The sequence below is a fragment of the Methylorubrum sp. SL192 genome (assembly GCF_026672325.1).
Lineage (GTDB): Bacteria > Pseudomonadota > Alphaproteobacteria > Rhizobiales > Beijerinckiaceae > Methylobacterium > Methylobacterium extorquens.
In genome coordinates this window covers 1,312,259-1,327,226 of sequence record NZ_JAPPQV010000003.1, presented here as the reverse complement: position 1 = coordinate 1,327,226, position 14,968 = coordinate 1,312,259, and the positions used below count along the sequence as shown (strand labels likewise).

The 14,968-nt window shown below is 69.8% G+C and carries 14 protein-coding genes; 12 read left to right on the top strand and 2 right to left on the bottom strand.

Annotated elements, in window-relative coordinates; all coding sequences use genetic code 11:
* The first annotated feature begins 70 nt into the window (after nucleotides 1-70).
* The 8 genes from OVA30_RS06865 to OVA30_RS06830 all read left to right on the top strand — a co-directional run bounded on the left by OVA30_RS06865 (nucleotide 71) and on the right by OVA30_RS06830 (nucleotide 7,518).
* A complete protein-coding gene (locus OVA30_RS06865) occupies nucleotides 71-805 on the top strand; it encodes a response regulator (protein WP_082290178.1) in 735 nt (244 codons plus the stop codon).
* Nucleotides 806-961: 156 nt separating this feature from the next.
* Nucleotides 962-1,246: a hypothetical protein gene (locus tag OVA30_RS06860; protein WP_245268185.1), complete on the top strand. Its 285-nt coding sequence runs from the start codon at nucleotides 962-964 to the stop codon at nucleotides 1,244-1,246.
* Between the two features lie 11 nt (nucleotides 1,247-1,257).
* The gene (locus OVA30_RS06855; protein WP_012253609.1) at nucleotides 1,258-1,461 is read left to right on the top strand and encodes a hypothetical protein; all 204 of its coding nucleotides are present in this window, start codon (nucleotides 1,258-1,260) and stop codon (nucleotides 1,459-1,461) included.
* Nucleotides 1,462-1,582: 121 nt separating this feature from the next.
* On the top strand, nucleotides 1,583-3,856 hold the full coding sequence (locus tag OVA30_RS06850) for a sensor histidine kinase (protein WP_268175013.1): 2,274 nt from the start codon (nucleotides 1,583-1,585) through the stop codon (nucleotides 3,854-3,856).
* 615 nt (nucleotides 3,857-4,471) lie between these two features.
* On the top strand, nucleotides 4,472-5,419 hold the full coding sequence (locus OVA30_RS06845) for a helix-turn-helix transcriptional regulator (protein ID WP_003604166.1): 948 nt from the start codon (nucleotides 4,472-4,474) through the stop codon (nucleotides 5,417-5,419).
* Between the two features lie 281 nt (nucleotides 5,420-5,700).
* The gene (gene cysE / locus OVA30_RS06840) at nucleotides 5,701-6,561 is read left to right on the top strand and encodes a serine O-acetyltransferase (RefSeq protein WP_003604165.1); all 861 of its coding nucleotides are present in this window, start codon (nucleotides 5,701-5,703) and stop codon (nucleotides 6,559-6,561) included.
* A gap of 135 nt (nucleotides 6,562-6,696) precedes the next feature.
* On the top strand, nucleotides 6,697-6,912 hold the full coding sequence (locus OVA30_RS06835) for a DUF3126 family protein (protein ID WP_003604163.1): 216 nt from the start codon (nucleotides 6,697-6,699) through the stop codon (nucleotides 6,910-6,912).
* 276 nt (nucleotides 6,913-7,188) lie between these two features.
* Complete coding sequence (locus tag OVA30_RS06830; protein WP_012253606.1) at nucleotides 7,189-7,518, top strand: DUF6949 family protein; 330 nt, start codon at nucleotides 7,189-7,191, stop codon at nucleotides 7,516-7,518.
* A gap of 10 nt (nucleotides 7,519-7,528) precedes the next feature.
* On the opposite strand, the gene OVA30_RS06825 is transcribed toward OVA30_RS06830, so the two are convergent.
* Complete coding sequence (locus OVA30_RS06825; protein WP_012253605.1) at nucleotides 7,529-8,161, bottom strand: S24 family peptidase; 633 nt, start codon at nucleotides 8,159-8,161, stop codon at nucleotides 7,529-7,531.
* Nucleotides 8,162-8,383: 222 nt separating this feature from the next.
* On the opposite strand from OVA30_RS06825, the gene OVA30_RS06820 reads away from it, so the two are divergent.
* The 4 genes from OVA30_RS06820 (at nucleotide 8,384) to OVA30_RS06805 (ending at nucleotide 12,967) form a co-directional block, all read left to right on the top strand.
* Nucleotides 8,384-8,734, top strand: coding sequence for a DUF952 domain-containing protein (locus tag OVA30_RS06820; protein ID WP_003604160.1), 351 nt, complete (start codon nucleotides 8,384-8,386; stop codon nucleotides 8,732-8,734).
* A complete protein-coding gene (locus OVA30_RS06815; RefSeq protein WP_268175011.1) occupies nucleotides 8,731-9,807 on the top strand; it encodes a quinone-dependent dihydroorotate dehydrogenase in 1,077 nt (358 codons plus the stop codon). The genes OVA30_RS06820 and OVA30_RS06815 overlap by 4 nt, the downstream gene beginning before the upstream one ends.
* 521 nt (nucleotides 9,808-10,328) lie before the next feature.
* Complete coding sequence (locus OVA30_RS06810) at nucleotides 10,329-12,647, top strand: FdhF/YdeP family oxidoreductase (protein WP_268175010.1); 2,319 nt, start codon at nucleotides 10,329-10,331, stop codon at nucleotides 12,645-12,647.
* A gap of 17 nt (nucleotides 12,648-12,664) precedes the next feature.
* The gene (locus tag OVA30_RS06805) at nucleotides 12,665-12,967 is read left to right on the top strand and encodes a hypothetical protein (protein WP_182568984.1); all 303 of its coding nucleotides are present in this window, start codon (nucleotides 12,665-12,667) and stop codon (nucleotides 12,965-12,967) included.
* A gap of 22 nt (nucleotides 12,968-12,989) precedes the next feature.
* On the opposite strand, the gene OVA30_RS06800 is transcribed toward OVA30_RS06805, so the two are convergent.
* Nucleotides 12,990-14,957 (bottom strand): PAS domain-containing sensor histidine kinase, encoded by a 1,968-nt coding sequence (locus OVA30_RS06800; RefSeq protein WP_268175009.1) that lies wholly within the window; start codon nucleotides 14,955-14,957, stop codon nucleotides 12,990-12,992.
* Nucleotides 14,958-14,968: the final 11 nt, after the last annotated feature.

The following is a 14,968-nucleotide window of genomic DNA, read 5'->3' as shown; positions in this document are numbered from 1 at the left end:
CCTTTCCGATTCGAGGGACGATCGAGGTGACCATCCAATTCCTTTCGCCGGACTGGACAGGCGCGGGTCGATGACGGCGAGCGGCCCCCACATCGCCGTCGTGGACGACGAGGCCGATGCCCGCGCCATGGTCGGCGACTATCTGCGCCTGCACGGCTTCGACGTGGCCCTGTGCGAGGGCGGACGGGCGCTGCGGGCGCATCTCCAGATCCGCACGCCGGACCTGATCGTGCTCGACCTCAACATGCCCGAGGAGGACGGCCTCTCCATCGTGCGGGATCTGAAGGCGCGAAGCCCGATACCGATCATCATGCTGACGGCGACGGCGAGTGCGATCGACCGGGTGGTGGGGCTCGAACTCGGCGCGGACGATTACCTGCCCAAGCCCTGCGAGTTGCGCGAACTCGTCGCCCGGGTGCGCTCGGTGCTGCGGCGGGCCCAGGTCGCGCCGGCATCTCCGCAGGCGGCGGCGCCCGAAGCCGCGGCACCGACGCGAACGGTTCGGTTCGGCACGAAGTGGCTCGAACTCGATGCCCTGCGCCTGCGCGACGATGCGGGCGTGGAGCAACCGCTCACCCGCTCGGAATTCGATCTCCTCAAGGCCTTCGCCGACCATCCGAAACGGGCCCTGTCGCGCGAGCGCCTGCTCGACCTCGCCGATGCCCGCGATCCGGACGCGTTCGACCGGGCGATCGACGTACGAATCAACCGCATCCGCAAGAAGGTGGAGCCGGACCCGGCCAACCCGCGCTACATCCGCACCGTGCGCGGCCTCGGCTACATCTTCCGGCCCGAAGGCGACTGAAAGCGCCGTCCCCGCCGCCGAATGTTTCGTCGGCGGCTGCGAGACGCAACAATCGCCCCTGATCCCGTGATCCTGTGACGGACGACGCAAAACGCCGGACATGGCCACTGCCTACAAGCACTCCCATCAACGACGGCAAAGCCGCGGGAGGATGTCATGCAGGGATTGGTTTCCATGATCGCCGCGAGCGCGGTTTTGTCCGCCGGCCTCGTCGCCGGCTTGGCCGCGACGGATGCCGCCGCCGGCCCGAAGCCGGCTTTGTCCGCAGCGCCCATCCAGGCGCCCGCCGCAATGGCTTCCAAGGTCTCGGCGCCCAAAGCGACGGCGCTCAAGGGCGAAACATCGACGACCGCCCCCTGTGCCGCCGCGTGGCCCTACCAACCGGCAGCCTGCGCCGCCGACGGGCGCAAGGTCCGCATCATCGCTCTCACCGCGCGTTGAGGAGGGCCGCCATGCCGCATTTCTCGAAGGAGGATCTGGAGGCCTCGGCGGAGACGCTGGCCAACCTGCGGGAGATCCTGCACGGGCGCCAGCAGGGCGGGCGCGACGGCCGACCCGTCCCGACGACGCCGACCAAGGAAGGGCGCTTCGGCACCTCCGGCGGCCGGGGGGCCCCGGTGCGTAAGCGGCGCCACACGGCCCCGGCAGGCGCGTGACGACGGCTCGGTCCGTCGCCCCCATCCAGACCGGCACGACGCCCTTGTTCGGCGACGCGTTTCCGGCGACGATCCCGCTGCGACGAAGAACGCTCCCGAGGGAGCCCGCCACGGGGCGAGGATGCGGGTCGGCCGGAAGATTGCCCTGGTCGGCGGTGTCCCGATCCTCGTCGCCGCGGCCATCGCGGCGGCGGGCTGGTTCCTGCTCGCCCAGGGGGAGCGGGCCCGGGCCGGCGCCCTGCTCGCCGCCCGCGTCTATCACGACCTCACCCTGGCGCGGATGGTCCGCGACGATTCCGTCTCCGCCCGCGCCGACGCACGCGCGGCGATCGAGACGCGGTTCTTCGACCTGACCGCCCGAGCCGGACGCGGCCTGGAAGCGCTTCAGAATCAGGCCCGCACCCGGAGCCAGGCCGAGCGGGCCGCCGCGGCGCGCCAATCCCTCGGCCGCTACGTGGCGCGGATGCGGGATTTCTCCGCGGTCGCCCGCGAGAATGACGGTCTCATCGCCGAGATGGGACAGCGCGCGAACCGCCTGACCGACCTTGCCGAACAGGCGCGCCAGCGCCAGCAGGCCGCCAACGTCGATCTCGCCTGGACGATGACGGGGAAGGTCAACCGGCTGCGCGCGACTCGCGACGTCGTGGCGGGGCTCAACGCCGTGCTGGCCGCCGCGTGGCAGGGCGCGCTTGCCCGGCAACGCGGCGAGGAGGCCGCGCACTCCGAGCGCACCCGCCTCGTCCATGCCGGCCGCGACCTCGCCGCGGCCCTGCGCGCCACCTCCCGCGAGACCGAAGCGACGGAGGCGGAGGGGCTGACCGCCTCGGAGCCGGCCGCTGGCGACCGGCTGACGGAGTGGGGCGAACGCTGGCTCAAGACCGCAACCTCCGAGCAGCGCACGCTCGACGACGCGGTGGCGCAGCTCCTCGCCTCCGCAGGCGAGGCCAACGCCACCGAGCAGGCGACGCAGAATATCGGCATCGCCACGCTCAAGCTGGGCCAGCGCACCGCCGAGGCGCTGGCCCGGCGCGATGCGGAGGCCGTCTCCGCCATGCTCGGCGAGGGCGAGCGGCTCTCGGCGAGCGCCTCCACCCTGCCGATCTCGCCGCTGATCCAATCCGACATGATCGAGGCCATCGACGGCTGGCGCGCGCGGCTCGCCACCACGATCGACGGGCTCAAGCGCCAGAACGCGATGATCGCCGAAATGGACGGCCTCGCCGCCGGCCTGAGCGAGGCCGCCCGCGACCTCAACGACGACGCGGTCGAGGATGCCGACCGGTTCGGCACCTTCCTCGGCCGGCTCCTCCTTGCTGGGGCGGCCATCGGCCTGTTGCTCGGAGCCCTCGTCGCACTGGCCGTCGCCCGCTCGATCCTCGTGCCGCTGCGCCAGCTTCAGGGCGACATGATCGCGCTCGCCGCCGACCCGAAGGCGGAGGGGCTCTCGGGCACGCAGCGCACGGACGAACTCGGCGACATCGCCCGCGCGACGAACTTCTTCGTGACCGAGATCGGCCGGCGCGAACGGGCGCTGCGGCGGGCCAAGGATCAGGCGGACACCGCCCTGCACGATCTTCGCCAGGCCCAGGACGACCTGATCCGCGTGGAAAAACTCGCCTCGCTGGGGCAGCTCGTGGCCGGCGTCGCCCACGAGATCAACACGCCGCTCGGCATCGCGCTGACCACCGCGACGCTGGTGCGCGACGAGACGCGGACCTTCCAGGATTTGGTCGCGGCGGGCACGCTCTCGCGCTCGCGCCTGACCCATTTCGTCGATCGGGTCGGCGAGGGCGCGCAACTGCTCTGCGCGAACCTGACCCGCGCCGCCGACCTCGTCCACGGCTTCAAGCAGGTGGCGGTGGACCGGGCGAGCGACGAGCGCCGGAGCTTCGACCTCGATATCTGGCTCGGCGAATTGCTCGCGAGCCTCCAGCCGATGCTGCGCAAGGGCGGCCACAGGATTCGGTGTGAGGTCCCGCCCGGCATCGTCCTCGACACCTATCCCGGCGTGCTCGCGCAGGTCGTCACCAACCTCGTCGCCAACGCCGTCGTGCACGGTTTTGCCGGCGCCGAGCGGCCCGGAACCATCACGGTGCGGGTCTCGACGCCCGGAGCGCTCGTGCGGCTGGAGGTGAGCGACGATGGCGGCGGCATCGCGCCGGAGCATCTCGGGCGGATCTTCGACCCGTTCTTCACCACGGCCCGCTCCCGCGGCAGCACCGGGCTCGGCATGCACATCGTGCACAACCTCGTCACGGCCAAGCTCCAGGGCCGCATCGCCGTCGAGAGCGCACCGGAGCACGGCACCCTCGTGCGCCTGGACTTCCCGCGGGTGCCCGGCGGCACCGAGCGGCCGGGCACGGCCCGCCGGCCGACCGGAGCGGACGCGCGATGAGTCGCCTCGTCCACGCCGCGGCTCACCGTCCACGCTGGCAGGTCGACCATGATGGTCTACCGCTGGACCAGCGAGAACGGCGACCCGGACAACCTCATGAACGTGCTGATCGGCGGACGGCGGGGGCACCAACCCTGCCCGCTGGTGCGACTCAGGCCGCAATGCAGCAATCTTCGACACATGCCACATCGACGAGCATGAGACTCGCACCCGGCGCAACCGGGATACTCAGCCCGACTCCGCGAGGCTGTTCAATGGGTTCCGCGCGCCGGAACCGTTGTCCACAGGGCAGCCCGAGCATGGTGCGCGGCGTCCGGAAGAACCGGCTCAGGTGCACCCTATTCGAGGGGGTAAAGTTGGCGGATGAGCGTTTTACCCAGCCATGCCTCTCGCATTGCAGCATAGCATATGTTATCCAGCGGCGAGTTCGCATGGATGCTAAGCTCGTGCGATGGGTTGCACCGCAGCTCGCCAGTCGCCAGATGTGCGCCTTCCCCGCCGTATCCGTGTGCTTTGGCCCGCGGGTTGCAGCGGGCGTCTCTCGTTCGGGTCTCCGGACGAGCGGATGGTGTTCCAGACGCGAGGTCGAGGCCTCGCCGGAACTGTTCGGCATGGATGCGGATCGAGGCGGGCGTCGGAAAGGACGATGAAGTGAGTGGGGCCATGACCGACGCGGCCGATCAAGAAGCGAGCTTCCTCAACGAACTCGGCCGGCGCGTGCGCCACGCGCGGACGGTGCGCGGGCTTTCGCGCAAGCTGCTGTCGCAGGCCTCCGGCCTGTCCGAGCGCTACATTGCCCAGCTCGAGAGCGGCCAGGGCAACGTCTCGATCATCCTGCTGCGGCGCGTCGCCAATGCGATGGGGATGCGGCTCGACGATCTCGTCGCGACCCAGGAAGCCTCGTCCGACTGGCGCGTCATCCGCGACCTGCTCGATCAGGCCAGTCCTGACCAGATCGCCCTGGCCAAATCGGCGCTTGCAGGCTCGACCGGCACGGAATCGCGGACGATCCGGCGGCGCGTGGCGCTGGTGGGCCTGCGCGGTGCCGGCAAATCGACGCTGGGCCGGATGGCGGCGGCCCATCTCGGCTGGCGCTTCGTGGAGCTCAACACGGAGATCGAGCGCGAGAACGGTCTGTCGGTGCGCGAGATCTTCGCGATCTACGGCCAGGAAGGCTATCGCCGGCTGGAGCAGAAGGCCCTGCGCGGCCTCGCCGAGCAGCCGGGGCCGATGGTGCTCGCCACCGGCGGCAGCATCGTCGCCGAGCCGCTGACCTACGACCTGCTGCTCTCCTCCTTCTACACGATCTGGCTTCAGGCCCGCCCCGAAGAGCATCTTCAGCGGGTGCGCGACCAGGGCCATGTCGAGGGCAAGGGCGATCCGGCCTCGGTGCTGGAGGATCTGCGCGCGGTGCTGCTCAGCCGCGAGCCGCTCTATGCCCGCGCCTCCGCCGTCGTGGACACCTCCGACGTGCCGGTCGAGGTCATGGCCGAGCGTCTGATCGAAGTGATCGAGACCCGCTTCAGCGGCAACGACACCGGTGGGCGTCGCCCGGCCGCGTGATCGCAGCCTTGCGGCGCCATCCGCCGCAGGGTGTAACCCGGCCCCTTGATGCGGCGCGGGATCGCCCCAAGCTGTAGGGCTTGACCCGGCGCGGGCGAAGACGCTTCTCTTCCGCGCTCTTTTCGCGATACGCGTCGTAACCCCACGCCCCGCCCGGCGACATAACCCGTCTCACGGGCCGTCTCGGCGAGGCCGTGCGGGGCGGCGCGAACACGCTGCCGGAAGCGGGCACGTCGCGGCCTCAAGCCGGATGGACAGCCCACGCTGTCGAGGAGGAATGCATGTCCGCCAGTCCGTCGCTCAGCCCGGCCTCCGGGCGCGAAGGCATCGCCGGAATCGTCGATCCGCTCTGGACGCGCGTGCGCACCGAGGCGGAAACGGTGGTGCGCGACGAGCCGCAGCTCGCCTCGTTCTTCGTGGCGACCATCCTCAACCATCCGAGCCTGGAGGCGGCGGTCGCGCATCGCGTCGCCACCCGCCTCGGCCACGCCTCGCTCTCGAGCGAACTCGTCGCTCACGGCTTCCACGAAGCGCTTCAGGACGACGTTCGCATCGGCCAGAGCATGCGCGCCGACATCCTCGCAGTGATGGACCGCGACCCGGCGACGACCCGGGCGCTCGAGCCGCTGCTCTATTTCAAGGGCTTCCACGCGATCCAGGCGCACCGCCTCGCCCACTGGTACTGGGGCCAGGGCCGGCGCGACCTCGCGCTCTACCTGCAAAGCCGGTCGTCGGAGGTATTCCAGACCGACATCCACCCGGCCGCCCGGATCGGGCGCGGGGTGTTCTTCGACCATGCGACCGGGGTCGTGATCGGCTCCACCGCGGTGATCGAGGACGACGTCTCGATCCTGCACGCGGTGACGCTCGGCGGCACGGGCAAGCATGGCGGCGACCGCCACCCCAAGATCCGCCGCGGCGTGATGATCGGCGCGGGCGCCAAGATCCTCGGCAACATCGAGGTCGGGGCCTGCGCCCGGGTCGCGGCCGGCTCGGTCGTGCTTCGGTCGGTGCCGGCCCACACCACCGTCGTCGGCGTGCCCGCGCGCGTCGTCGGCGCGGCCGGCTGCGCCGAGCCAGCTCGCTCGATGGACCAGCTCGTGGCGATGAGCGAGTTCATCGATATCGCCGGCGGAATCTGAAGCCGCTCTCCGCGTCCGGCGGGTTGCCTGCCCTCCCCCGACGTGGCAAGCCGCCGGCCACCATCACAAGCCCCTCAGCGCTGCCGCCGGGATCACGCGTCCCGGCACGCACCGCCTCGCAAGAAGGTTGACGGCGTGACCAAGACCGAAGTCGCCAAGCTGCAGGATTACCTGCGCCGCAAGTTCGCCAATGCCAGCATCCGCGTCGTGGCGATGAAAACCGGTGATTCCGCCGAGGTGTTCATCGGCGACGAGTCGATCGGTGTCCTCGCCGACGACAAGGAAGACGGCGACGATTCCTTCACCTTCCGCATGGCGATCCTCGACATCGATCTCGAAGAAGACGCCTGATACGATCCTCGCTTGATTCAAGCGTGGACCGTATCCCTCAGCCCGCGCGGCGCCTGAGCGAAGCCCAAATCCGCCATCCCGAAGGGATCAACCGGATTTGGTATGACGTCGCGAGCCGGCCTCCGTTTCGGCCGGCTGCACCGCTCCGGGCTCGGCGCCCACTTCCGGCGTCGAACCTGTGGGCGGCGTTAATGTTAACGAAACGTCTTTCTTAACAACACGTAAACGATCGGTCAGACTGCGCGTTACATCCTGAGAAGGAGCGTCGAGCGCGTCATGACCGTGAGCCCGTCTTCCGTCGAATCCATCCAGGCGCTCATCGTCGGTCTCGCGCTGGCGGGGCTGCTGGCGAGCGCCTTCGAATACGCCACGAACCGGCGGGCGAGCTTCCGTCTGCTGGAAGCCGGCGGCGTCACCGCCTTGGCCGCGCTGCCGATGATCGCGGTGGTCGCGCCCTTCATCATCCTGCGCAACACTCTGCGGGGTCGGCGCATCGAGCGCCGGCCGATCCCCTTCGTGATGATCGCGACGATGATCGCCTGCGGCTGGAGCCTGCTCTCGGGCCAGATCGCCCTCGGCATGGCCCATCGGCTGGCGGGGCTGTAGCCGGCGCCTTCTACTGCCGCACCCACATCACGCGCGCCATCCAGGCGACGTCGGCGAGCGGCACCGCCCGATCCTCGTGGTCGGGGTTGAGCGAGGCGAGTTCGATGGTGCGGGCGGTGCGGCGGCGCAGTTCCTTGGCCAGCACCTCGCCGTTGTTGAGCCGCGCCACGATCCGGTCGCCCTTGCGGATGCTGGCATTCGGGGCGACGATCAGCACGTCGCCGTCGCGGTAGAGCGGCAGCATCGAATCGCCCTGAACCTCGAGCGCGAAGGCGCGGTCCCCGCCGAGATCGGGAAACTCGATCTCGTCCCAGCCAGGGCCGCCGGTCGGGATCCCCTCCTCGTTGAACAGGCGGCCGGAGCCGGCCTGGGTCAGGCCGATCAGCGGCACCATCGTCCGGGTCGGACCCTGCCCGGAATCGACCAGGTGCAGGAAGTCGTCGAGGCTGGCGCCCGTGGCGGCGAGCACCTTCGCGATCGATTCGGTCGAGGGCCAGCGCTTGCGCCCGTCGGGCCCGACCCGCTTCGAGCGGTTGAAGCTCGTGGCATCGAGACCCGCACGCCGGGCGAGCCCCGACGCGGAGAAGCCGTGGCGCTCGGCCAACCGGTCGATCGCAGTCCAGATCTGCTCGTGCGACAGCATGGTGGCCTCAGACCGGCGCGTGTGCCGTTGAGACATACGGCCTACAGTTAGGAAACTAGAACCCGCTGGTGCCGGACGCAATCGGAGCATCCGGAGAAGCGAGTGTCGCATCTGAACGGCAAGCGGTGAAGGCGTGGCACCCCGTATCCGGTATCATCCCGCATTGGTTGCCGTCGGCCAGCGCGCGTTCTATCGCTCCGGAAGATTGACCCCGGAGACCGGATGGCCCTCGTCTACAAGATCTGTCCGCGCGGCCTCTGGCGGGAGGCCGAGGCGCTCGGCCGCTTCACCGGCGCACCCGTCGATCACGCCGACGGCTTCATCCACTTCTCGACCGCGGAGCAGGTCGCCGAAACCGCCGCCCGCCACTTTTCCGGGCAGGACGACCTGCTGCTCGTGGCGATCGAGGGCGACGACCTCGGACCGGCCCTGCGGTTCGAGCCGTCGCGGGGCGGCGCGCTGTTCCCGCACCTCTACGGTGATCTTCCCTTGAGTGCCGTGCGCTCCGTGACCGACATGCCCCTCGGGCCGGAGGGGCGGCACGTGTTCCCGGCGGAGATCCCGCAGGCATGATCGACGCGCTCTTCCCCCTCGCCCGGCCGCTGCTGCACGGGCTCGACGCCGAGACGGCGCACGACGTGACGATTCGCGGCCTGTCGCTGCTGCCGCCGCGGCGTCCGCCAGCCGACGATGCGTCCCTGGCCGTCGAGTTGTTCGGGCAGAGCTTTCCCAATCCGGTCGGCCTCGCCGCCGGGTTCGACAAGGGCGCGCGGGTGGCCGATGCGCTGCTCGGCCTCGGTTTCGGCTTCGTCGAGGTCGGCGGAGTCGTACCGCGGCCCCAGCCCGGCAATCCGCGCCCGCGGGTGTTCCGGCTCCCCCGTGACCGGGCGGTGATCAACCGCTTCGGCCTCAACAGCGAGGGGCTCGACGCGGTGGCCGACCGGCTCAAGGCCCGCGTTGGCCGCGAGGGGATCGTCGGCGTCAACATCGGCGCCAACAAGGAATCGGCGGACCGGCTCGCCGACTACGTCGCCTGCACCGCGCGGCTCGCCCCGCATGTCGCCTTCATCACCGTCAACGTCTCCTCGCCCAACACGCCGGGCCTGCGCGACCTCCAGGGTGAGGCCTTCCTCGATGACCTGCTCGCCCGCGTCGTCGCCGCCCGCGATGCCAGCGGATCGAGCGCCGCCGTGCTCCTCAAGATCGCGCCCGACATCGCGCTCGAAGGGCTCGACGCCATGACGGCGACGGCGCTCCGGCGCGGCATCCAGGGCCTTGTCGTCTCGAACACGACCATCGCCCGGCCGACGTCCCTCGTAGAATCCTCCGTCGCGAAGGAGACCGGCGGCCTGTCCGGACGGCCGCTGTTCGGCCCGTCGACACGGCTCCTGGCGGAGACCTATCTGCGCGTCGGCGACCGGATCCCGCTGATCGGCGTCGGCGGCATCGATTCGGCGGAGGCCGCCTGGACCAAGATCCGGGCCGGTGCGCGCCTCGTCCAGCTCTACTCCGCCCTCGTCTACGAGGGGCCGGGGCTGGTCGGCACGATCAAGCGCGGCCTGAGCCAGCGGCTGCGGGCGGAGGGCCTGACGAGCCTCGCCCCGGTCGTCGGGCGGGACGCGGCCGCCCTCGCGCGGGACGCCTGACCCGGCCCCACGCCGTCGCACGGCCTCTTTGGTGGGCTCGGCGCTCCGGATCACCGCGGCTCCGCCTGACGATGACGGAGCAGGTCCCGTTCTGCGCGCCAGCGCCAGCGTCCGTGACATGATCCGGCGGCCGCGACGGGCATAGGGCTCGCGTCGCATTCGTCCTGCCGCCGCAACAACGGATCGGCCCTGAGACGGCGCGGGCGGGCTGTATGAACCGATCCGCCACGCGATTTCTTACCATGTGAATTTTGATGCAATGCACCAAAGTTCTATAAGTCACGCGGCACTCTGACCCAAATTCAGCTTTGAGCTATTCCAGGAACGGGCATCTTCTGGAGTCGAGTTAAATTGCCCTGCGTACGGCGAATGCCTCCCCCATCATCGGCCACGCATCAACTCGCATCTGCGAGATGTTATTTCCCGGTCACGGCATCTGAAACCGCTCACCCGCCAGGGGGCGAAGCGGCGGGCGCGGATCGTCGAAGACATCTCCCACATCGCGAAGACCGGGCTCACGGATGGATCGTTCGCAAGGCCTACCCAAGCGTTCTTCCGCCGCGGGCGGCTGGGGCGCGCTGAAGAGCTGCGGCAAGTTCCTGTTGGGGAGCCGGGCGCCGATCTCCGGCGCACGCGCCCTGCTCAGCGCCAACCAGCCCGACGGCTTCGATTGCCCCGGCTGCGCCTGGGGCGACCCGGCCCACGGCTCCTCGTTCGAGTTCTGCGAGAACGGCGTGAAGGCGGTCTCCTGGGAGGCCACCGACAAGCGCGCGACGCCGCGTTTCTTTGCCAAGCATCCCGTCTCGGAGCTGCGCGGCTGGACCGATTACGCGCTGGAGAGCGAGGGCCGCCTCACGCATCCGATGCGCTACGACGCCAAGACCGACACCTACCGCGCCGTGGAATGGGACGAGGCGTTCGCCGAGATCGGCGCGACCCTGCGCGGCCTCGACCATCCCGATCGCGTCGAGTTCTACACCTCCGGCCGCGCCTCGAACGAGGCGGCCTACCTCTACCAGCTCTTCGCCCGGGCCTACGGCACCAACAACTTCCCCGATTGCTCGAACATGTGCCACGAGGCGAGCGGCATCGCCCTCGTCCAGGCCATCGGCATCGGCAAGGGCACGGTGCTGCTCGAAGATTTCGAGAAGGCGGACGCGATCTTCGTCGTCGGCCAGAACCCCGGCACCAACCATCCGCGCATGCTGGGCGACCTGCGCCGGGCCGCCGAGCGCGGCGCACGGGTCGTGGTGCTCAACCCCGTGCGTGAGCGCGGGCTGGAGCGCTTCGCCGATCCGCAGAACAGCGTCGAGATGCTGCGCGGGGCGAGCCGCCCGATCGCCAGCCATTACTTCCAGCCGAAGCCCGGCGGCGACATGGCCGCCTTCCGCGGCATCGCCAAGGTCGTCTTCGCCCGCGACGCGGCGGCGATCGAGGCGGGCAAGCCCTCGCTCCTCGACCACGCCTTCATCGCCGCGCATACCAGCGCCTTCGCCGATTACCGCACGGCGGTCGAGACGACGGCGTGGGACGCGATCCTCGACCAGTCCGGCCTGACCCGTGAGGAGATCGAGACCGCGGCCGACGTCTATCTCGGCGCCGACAAGGTGATCGCGACCTGGGCGATGGGCGTGACCCAGCACCGCCACTCGGTGGCAACGATCCGCGAGATCGCCAACCTGCTGTTCCTGCGCGGCCATATCGGCCGACCGGGCGCGGGCCTGTGCCCGGTGCGCGGCCATTCCAACGTGCAGGGCGACCGTACGGTCGGCATCAACGAGAAGCCGCCCCTCGCGCTTCTCGAAGCGCTCGACCGCGAGTTCGGCCTCAATGTCCCGCGCAAGCACGGTCACAACGTCCTCGGTGCCATCGGAGCGATGCTCAACGGCTCGGCGAAGGCGTTCATCGGGCTCGGCGGCAATTTCGTGCGCGCGACGCCGGACACGCGGCTGGTGGAGAAGGCGCTCGCCGGCTGCGAACTCACCGTCCACATCGCGACTAAGCTCAACCACTCGCATCTCGTGCCGGGCCGGGTCGCCTACCTGCTGCCCTGCCTCGGGCGCACCGAGATCGACCGCAACAGCCGGGCCAAGGTCCAGATCGTGACCGTCGAGGATTCGATGAGCATGGTCCACGGCTCGGGCGGCATCAACAAGCCGGCCTCGCCACATCTGCGCTCGGAGATCGGCATCATCGCCGGCATGGCCGCGGCGACGGTGGGTTCGGAGCGGATCGATTGGGGCGCGCTGGCCGACGATTACGACCTCATCCGTGATCGCATCGAGCGGACGATCCCGGGGTTTTCCGGCTTCAACACCCGGGTGCGGCGGCCCCGCGGCTTCATGCTGCGCAATCTGGCCGCCGAGCGGGTGTTCGAGACCGCAACCGGACGGGCGGGCTTCTCCAGCGGGCCGCTGCCGGTGGCGACCGAGCACCAGCGCGCGAGCCTTCGGGGCGATACCTTCGTGCTGCAGACTTTCCGCAGCCACGACCAGTACAACACCACGATCTACGGCCTCGACGACCGCTACCGCGGCGTCTACGGCGAGCGCCGCGTCGTGTTCGCCAACCCGGACGACCTGGCCGAGCTGAAGGCGCGGGCGGGCGAGCGGGTCGATCTCGTCTGCGTCCATGCCGAGGACGGCGTCGAGCGGGTGGCGGAGGATTTCCGCCTCGTGCCCTTCGACATGCCGCGCGGCGCGCTCGCCGGCTACTACCCGGAACTCAACGTGCTGGTGCCGCTCTCGGCCTTCGGCGAGTTCTCGGATACGCCGACCTCGAAGTCGGTGCTGGTCCAGGTGCGGGCCCGCGCCGCCAATGATCTGGGCAAGGCTGCGTGAGCGAGGAAAAAGGCCGCGTGAGCGAGCCCGCTGCCGACGCCGAGACCTTTCTCGCCGCGACCGACACGATCGCGGCGCTGCGTCCCGAACTCAGCCTTCTGGAGGCCGGCATCCTCGCCGGCCTGCATCTCGGGCTGGCGGCCGACAGCCGGAGCTTCGCCCGCATCTTCGGCGTCGAGCACGCCCTGGTGCTGCGGGCGGTGGAAAGCCTGACCGCTGAGACCCTCATCACCGTGACGGCCCGTGACGGCCGCACCCAGCGCACCCGCTACGAGGTGAGCCCGGCGGGCAGCGCGGTGCTGACGGCGCTCGCCGCCTGATCCTCGACTCGCACGGCGACGATCAGGCCGTGCTCACCTGCCCGAACCGCTCGCCCAGCGGCAGTTCGATGGCGCAGCGCAGCCGCGTCTCACCGAGTTCGTAGTGCGTCTTGGCGTTGAGCGCGTAAGGCATCGCCTGCTCGATCAACTCGCGTCCATAGCCGCGCCGCGTCGGGCTCTGTTCCTCCCGCGGCCGGCTGATGCCCTCCTCGATCCACTCGATCAGCAGGTTTCCTCCGCCCTGGTCGTCGCGGTCGGCGCGCCATGTCACCGAGAGGCGGCCGTGCTCGGTCGTCAGGGCACCGTACTTACGGGCATTGGTGGCCAGTTCGTGCACGGCGAGCGCCAGGGTCTGCACCGACGCCTTGCGCAGGCGCACCGGCGGCCCGGCGATATGGATTCGATCGGCGAAGTCGCCGCCCCCGAGGGCGTCCAGCTCCGTTCGTATCAGGGTGCGCAGGGTGATCGGCTCCTGCTCCGAGCGCGACAGCAGCCCCTGAACCCGCGACAGGGCGGCGAGCCGGTCGTTGAACTGCTCGCGGAAGCGCTCCGTCGGACCGGTCTGCGCCATGGTCTGGTGGGCGATGGAGCGCACGACGCCGAGCAAGTTGCGGGTGCGGTGCTGCAACTCGGCGACGAGGATGGTCTGGCGCTCCTGCAGATCGTGCAGATCGTGGATGTCCATGGCGGCCCCGATCCACTGCGTGACCTGTCCCTCGGTGTCGAGGAGGGGCGCCTGCCGTACGAGGAACCAGCGATACTGCCCGTCATACCGGCGGATGCGCTGCTGCACCTCGATCAACCGCTGCTGCTCGCGTCCGGAGCGAAAGGCCTCGCTCACCGCGTCGCGGTCGGCGGGATGGATCGCTTCGAGCCAGCCGCCGGCCTGGGATTGCTGCAGGGTCTGGCCGGTATAGGCGAGCCAAGCCTCGTTGAGGGAGTTGTGCTGCCCGCTCTCGTCCGAGCGCCACAGCAGGACGGGGATGAGGCTCGCCAGGGTGCGAAAGCGTTCCTCGCTCTCGCGCAGGGCCGCGTTTGCGCTCTCGTCGCGAAGCCGCAGCATCTCGTTCTGCGCCGCCTTCCAGGCCGAGATTTCCTTGGTGGTGATGGCGACTCCGTCACCGAGCTTCACCGCGCACTGGAAGAACCAGCCGTCGAACTGCTCGTGGGCGTAGCGGCGCTCCGCGGTCGCGGGCTGGCCGGTTTCCGTGACACGCTTGAAGGTGTCGAAGATGCCTTCCTGTATCACGCCCGGATTGCGTTCGAGCAGGCTCTGGCCACCCACATCGCCGTAGCGGCTCGCCGAGGTCGAGTTGTTCAGGAGCCAGCGGAAATCGACGATCTCGCCCGCCGGATCGCGCACGGCCTTCAAGACCTGAATCATGTCCATGGAGCTGTCCATGGTCGCCTTGAGCAGGTCGCGGCTCGCTTGAAGCTCCGCCGTCCGCTCCTGGACCTGACGTTCCAGCTCGGCCCGGAAGCGCGCCTCGCTCTCGCGCAACGCCCGGTCGGACAGCACGCGGGCCGTACTCTCGACCAGGGTGACCAGAATGCCCGCGATTCGCTCCGCCTCGTCCCGCAACGGGCTGTAGGTCAGCGTGAACCACGCGTCTTCGAGGCGGCCCGACCGGACCAGCGGGTAGAGCGCGTCTTCGAAGGTGAACGTCTCGCCATTCCAGACCCGCTCGTAGATCGGCGCGGTGATGTGCCAGATCTCGGGCCAGCACGCGCGTGCCGGCTGACCCAGCCCGGCCGGGTGCTTCGATCCCATCAGGTCCCGGAAGTCGTCGTTGTAGACCTGGATCAGATCCCGGCCCCACAGCGCGATCATGGGGAAGCCGCAGCCGAGGATCAGGCTGATCGTGGCCCTGAGGCTCGGCGGCCAAGCGTCCGCCGCACCGAGCGCCGTCGCGGTCCAGTCATGCGCCCGGATCCGCTCGGCCATCTCGCCGCGGCGCGACTGCGCAGGTGGACTGTCGCTCCCATCCATCCCGCACCTTC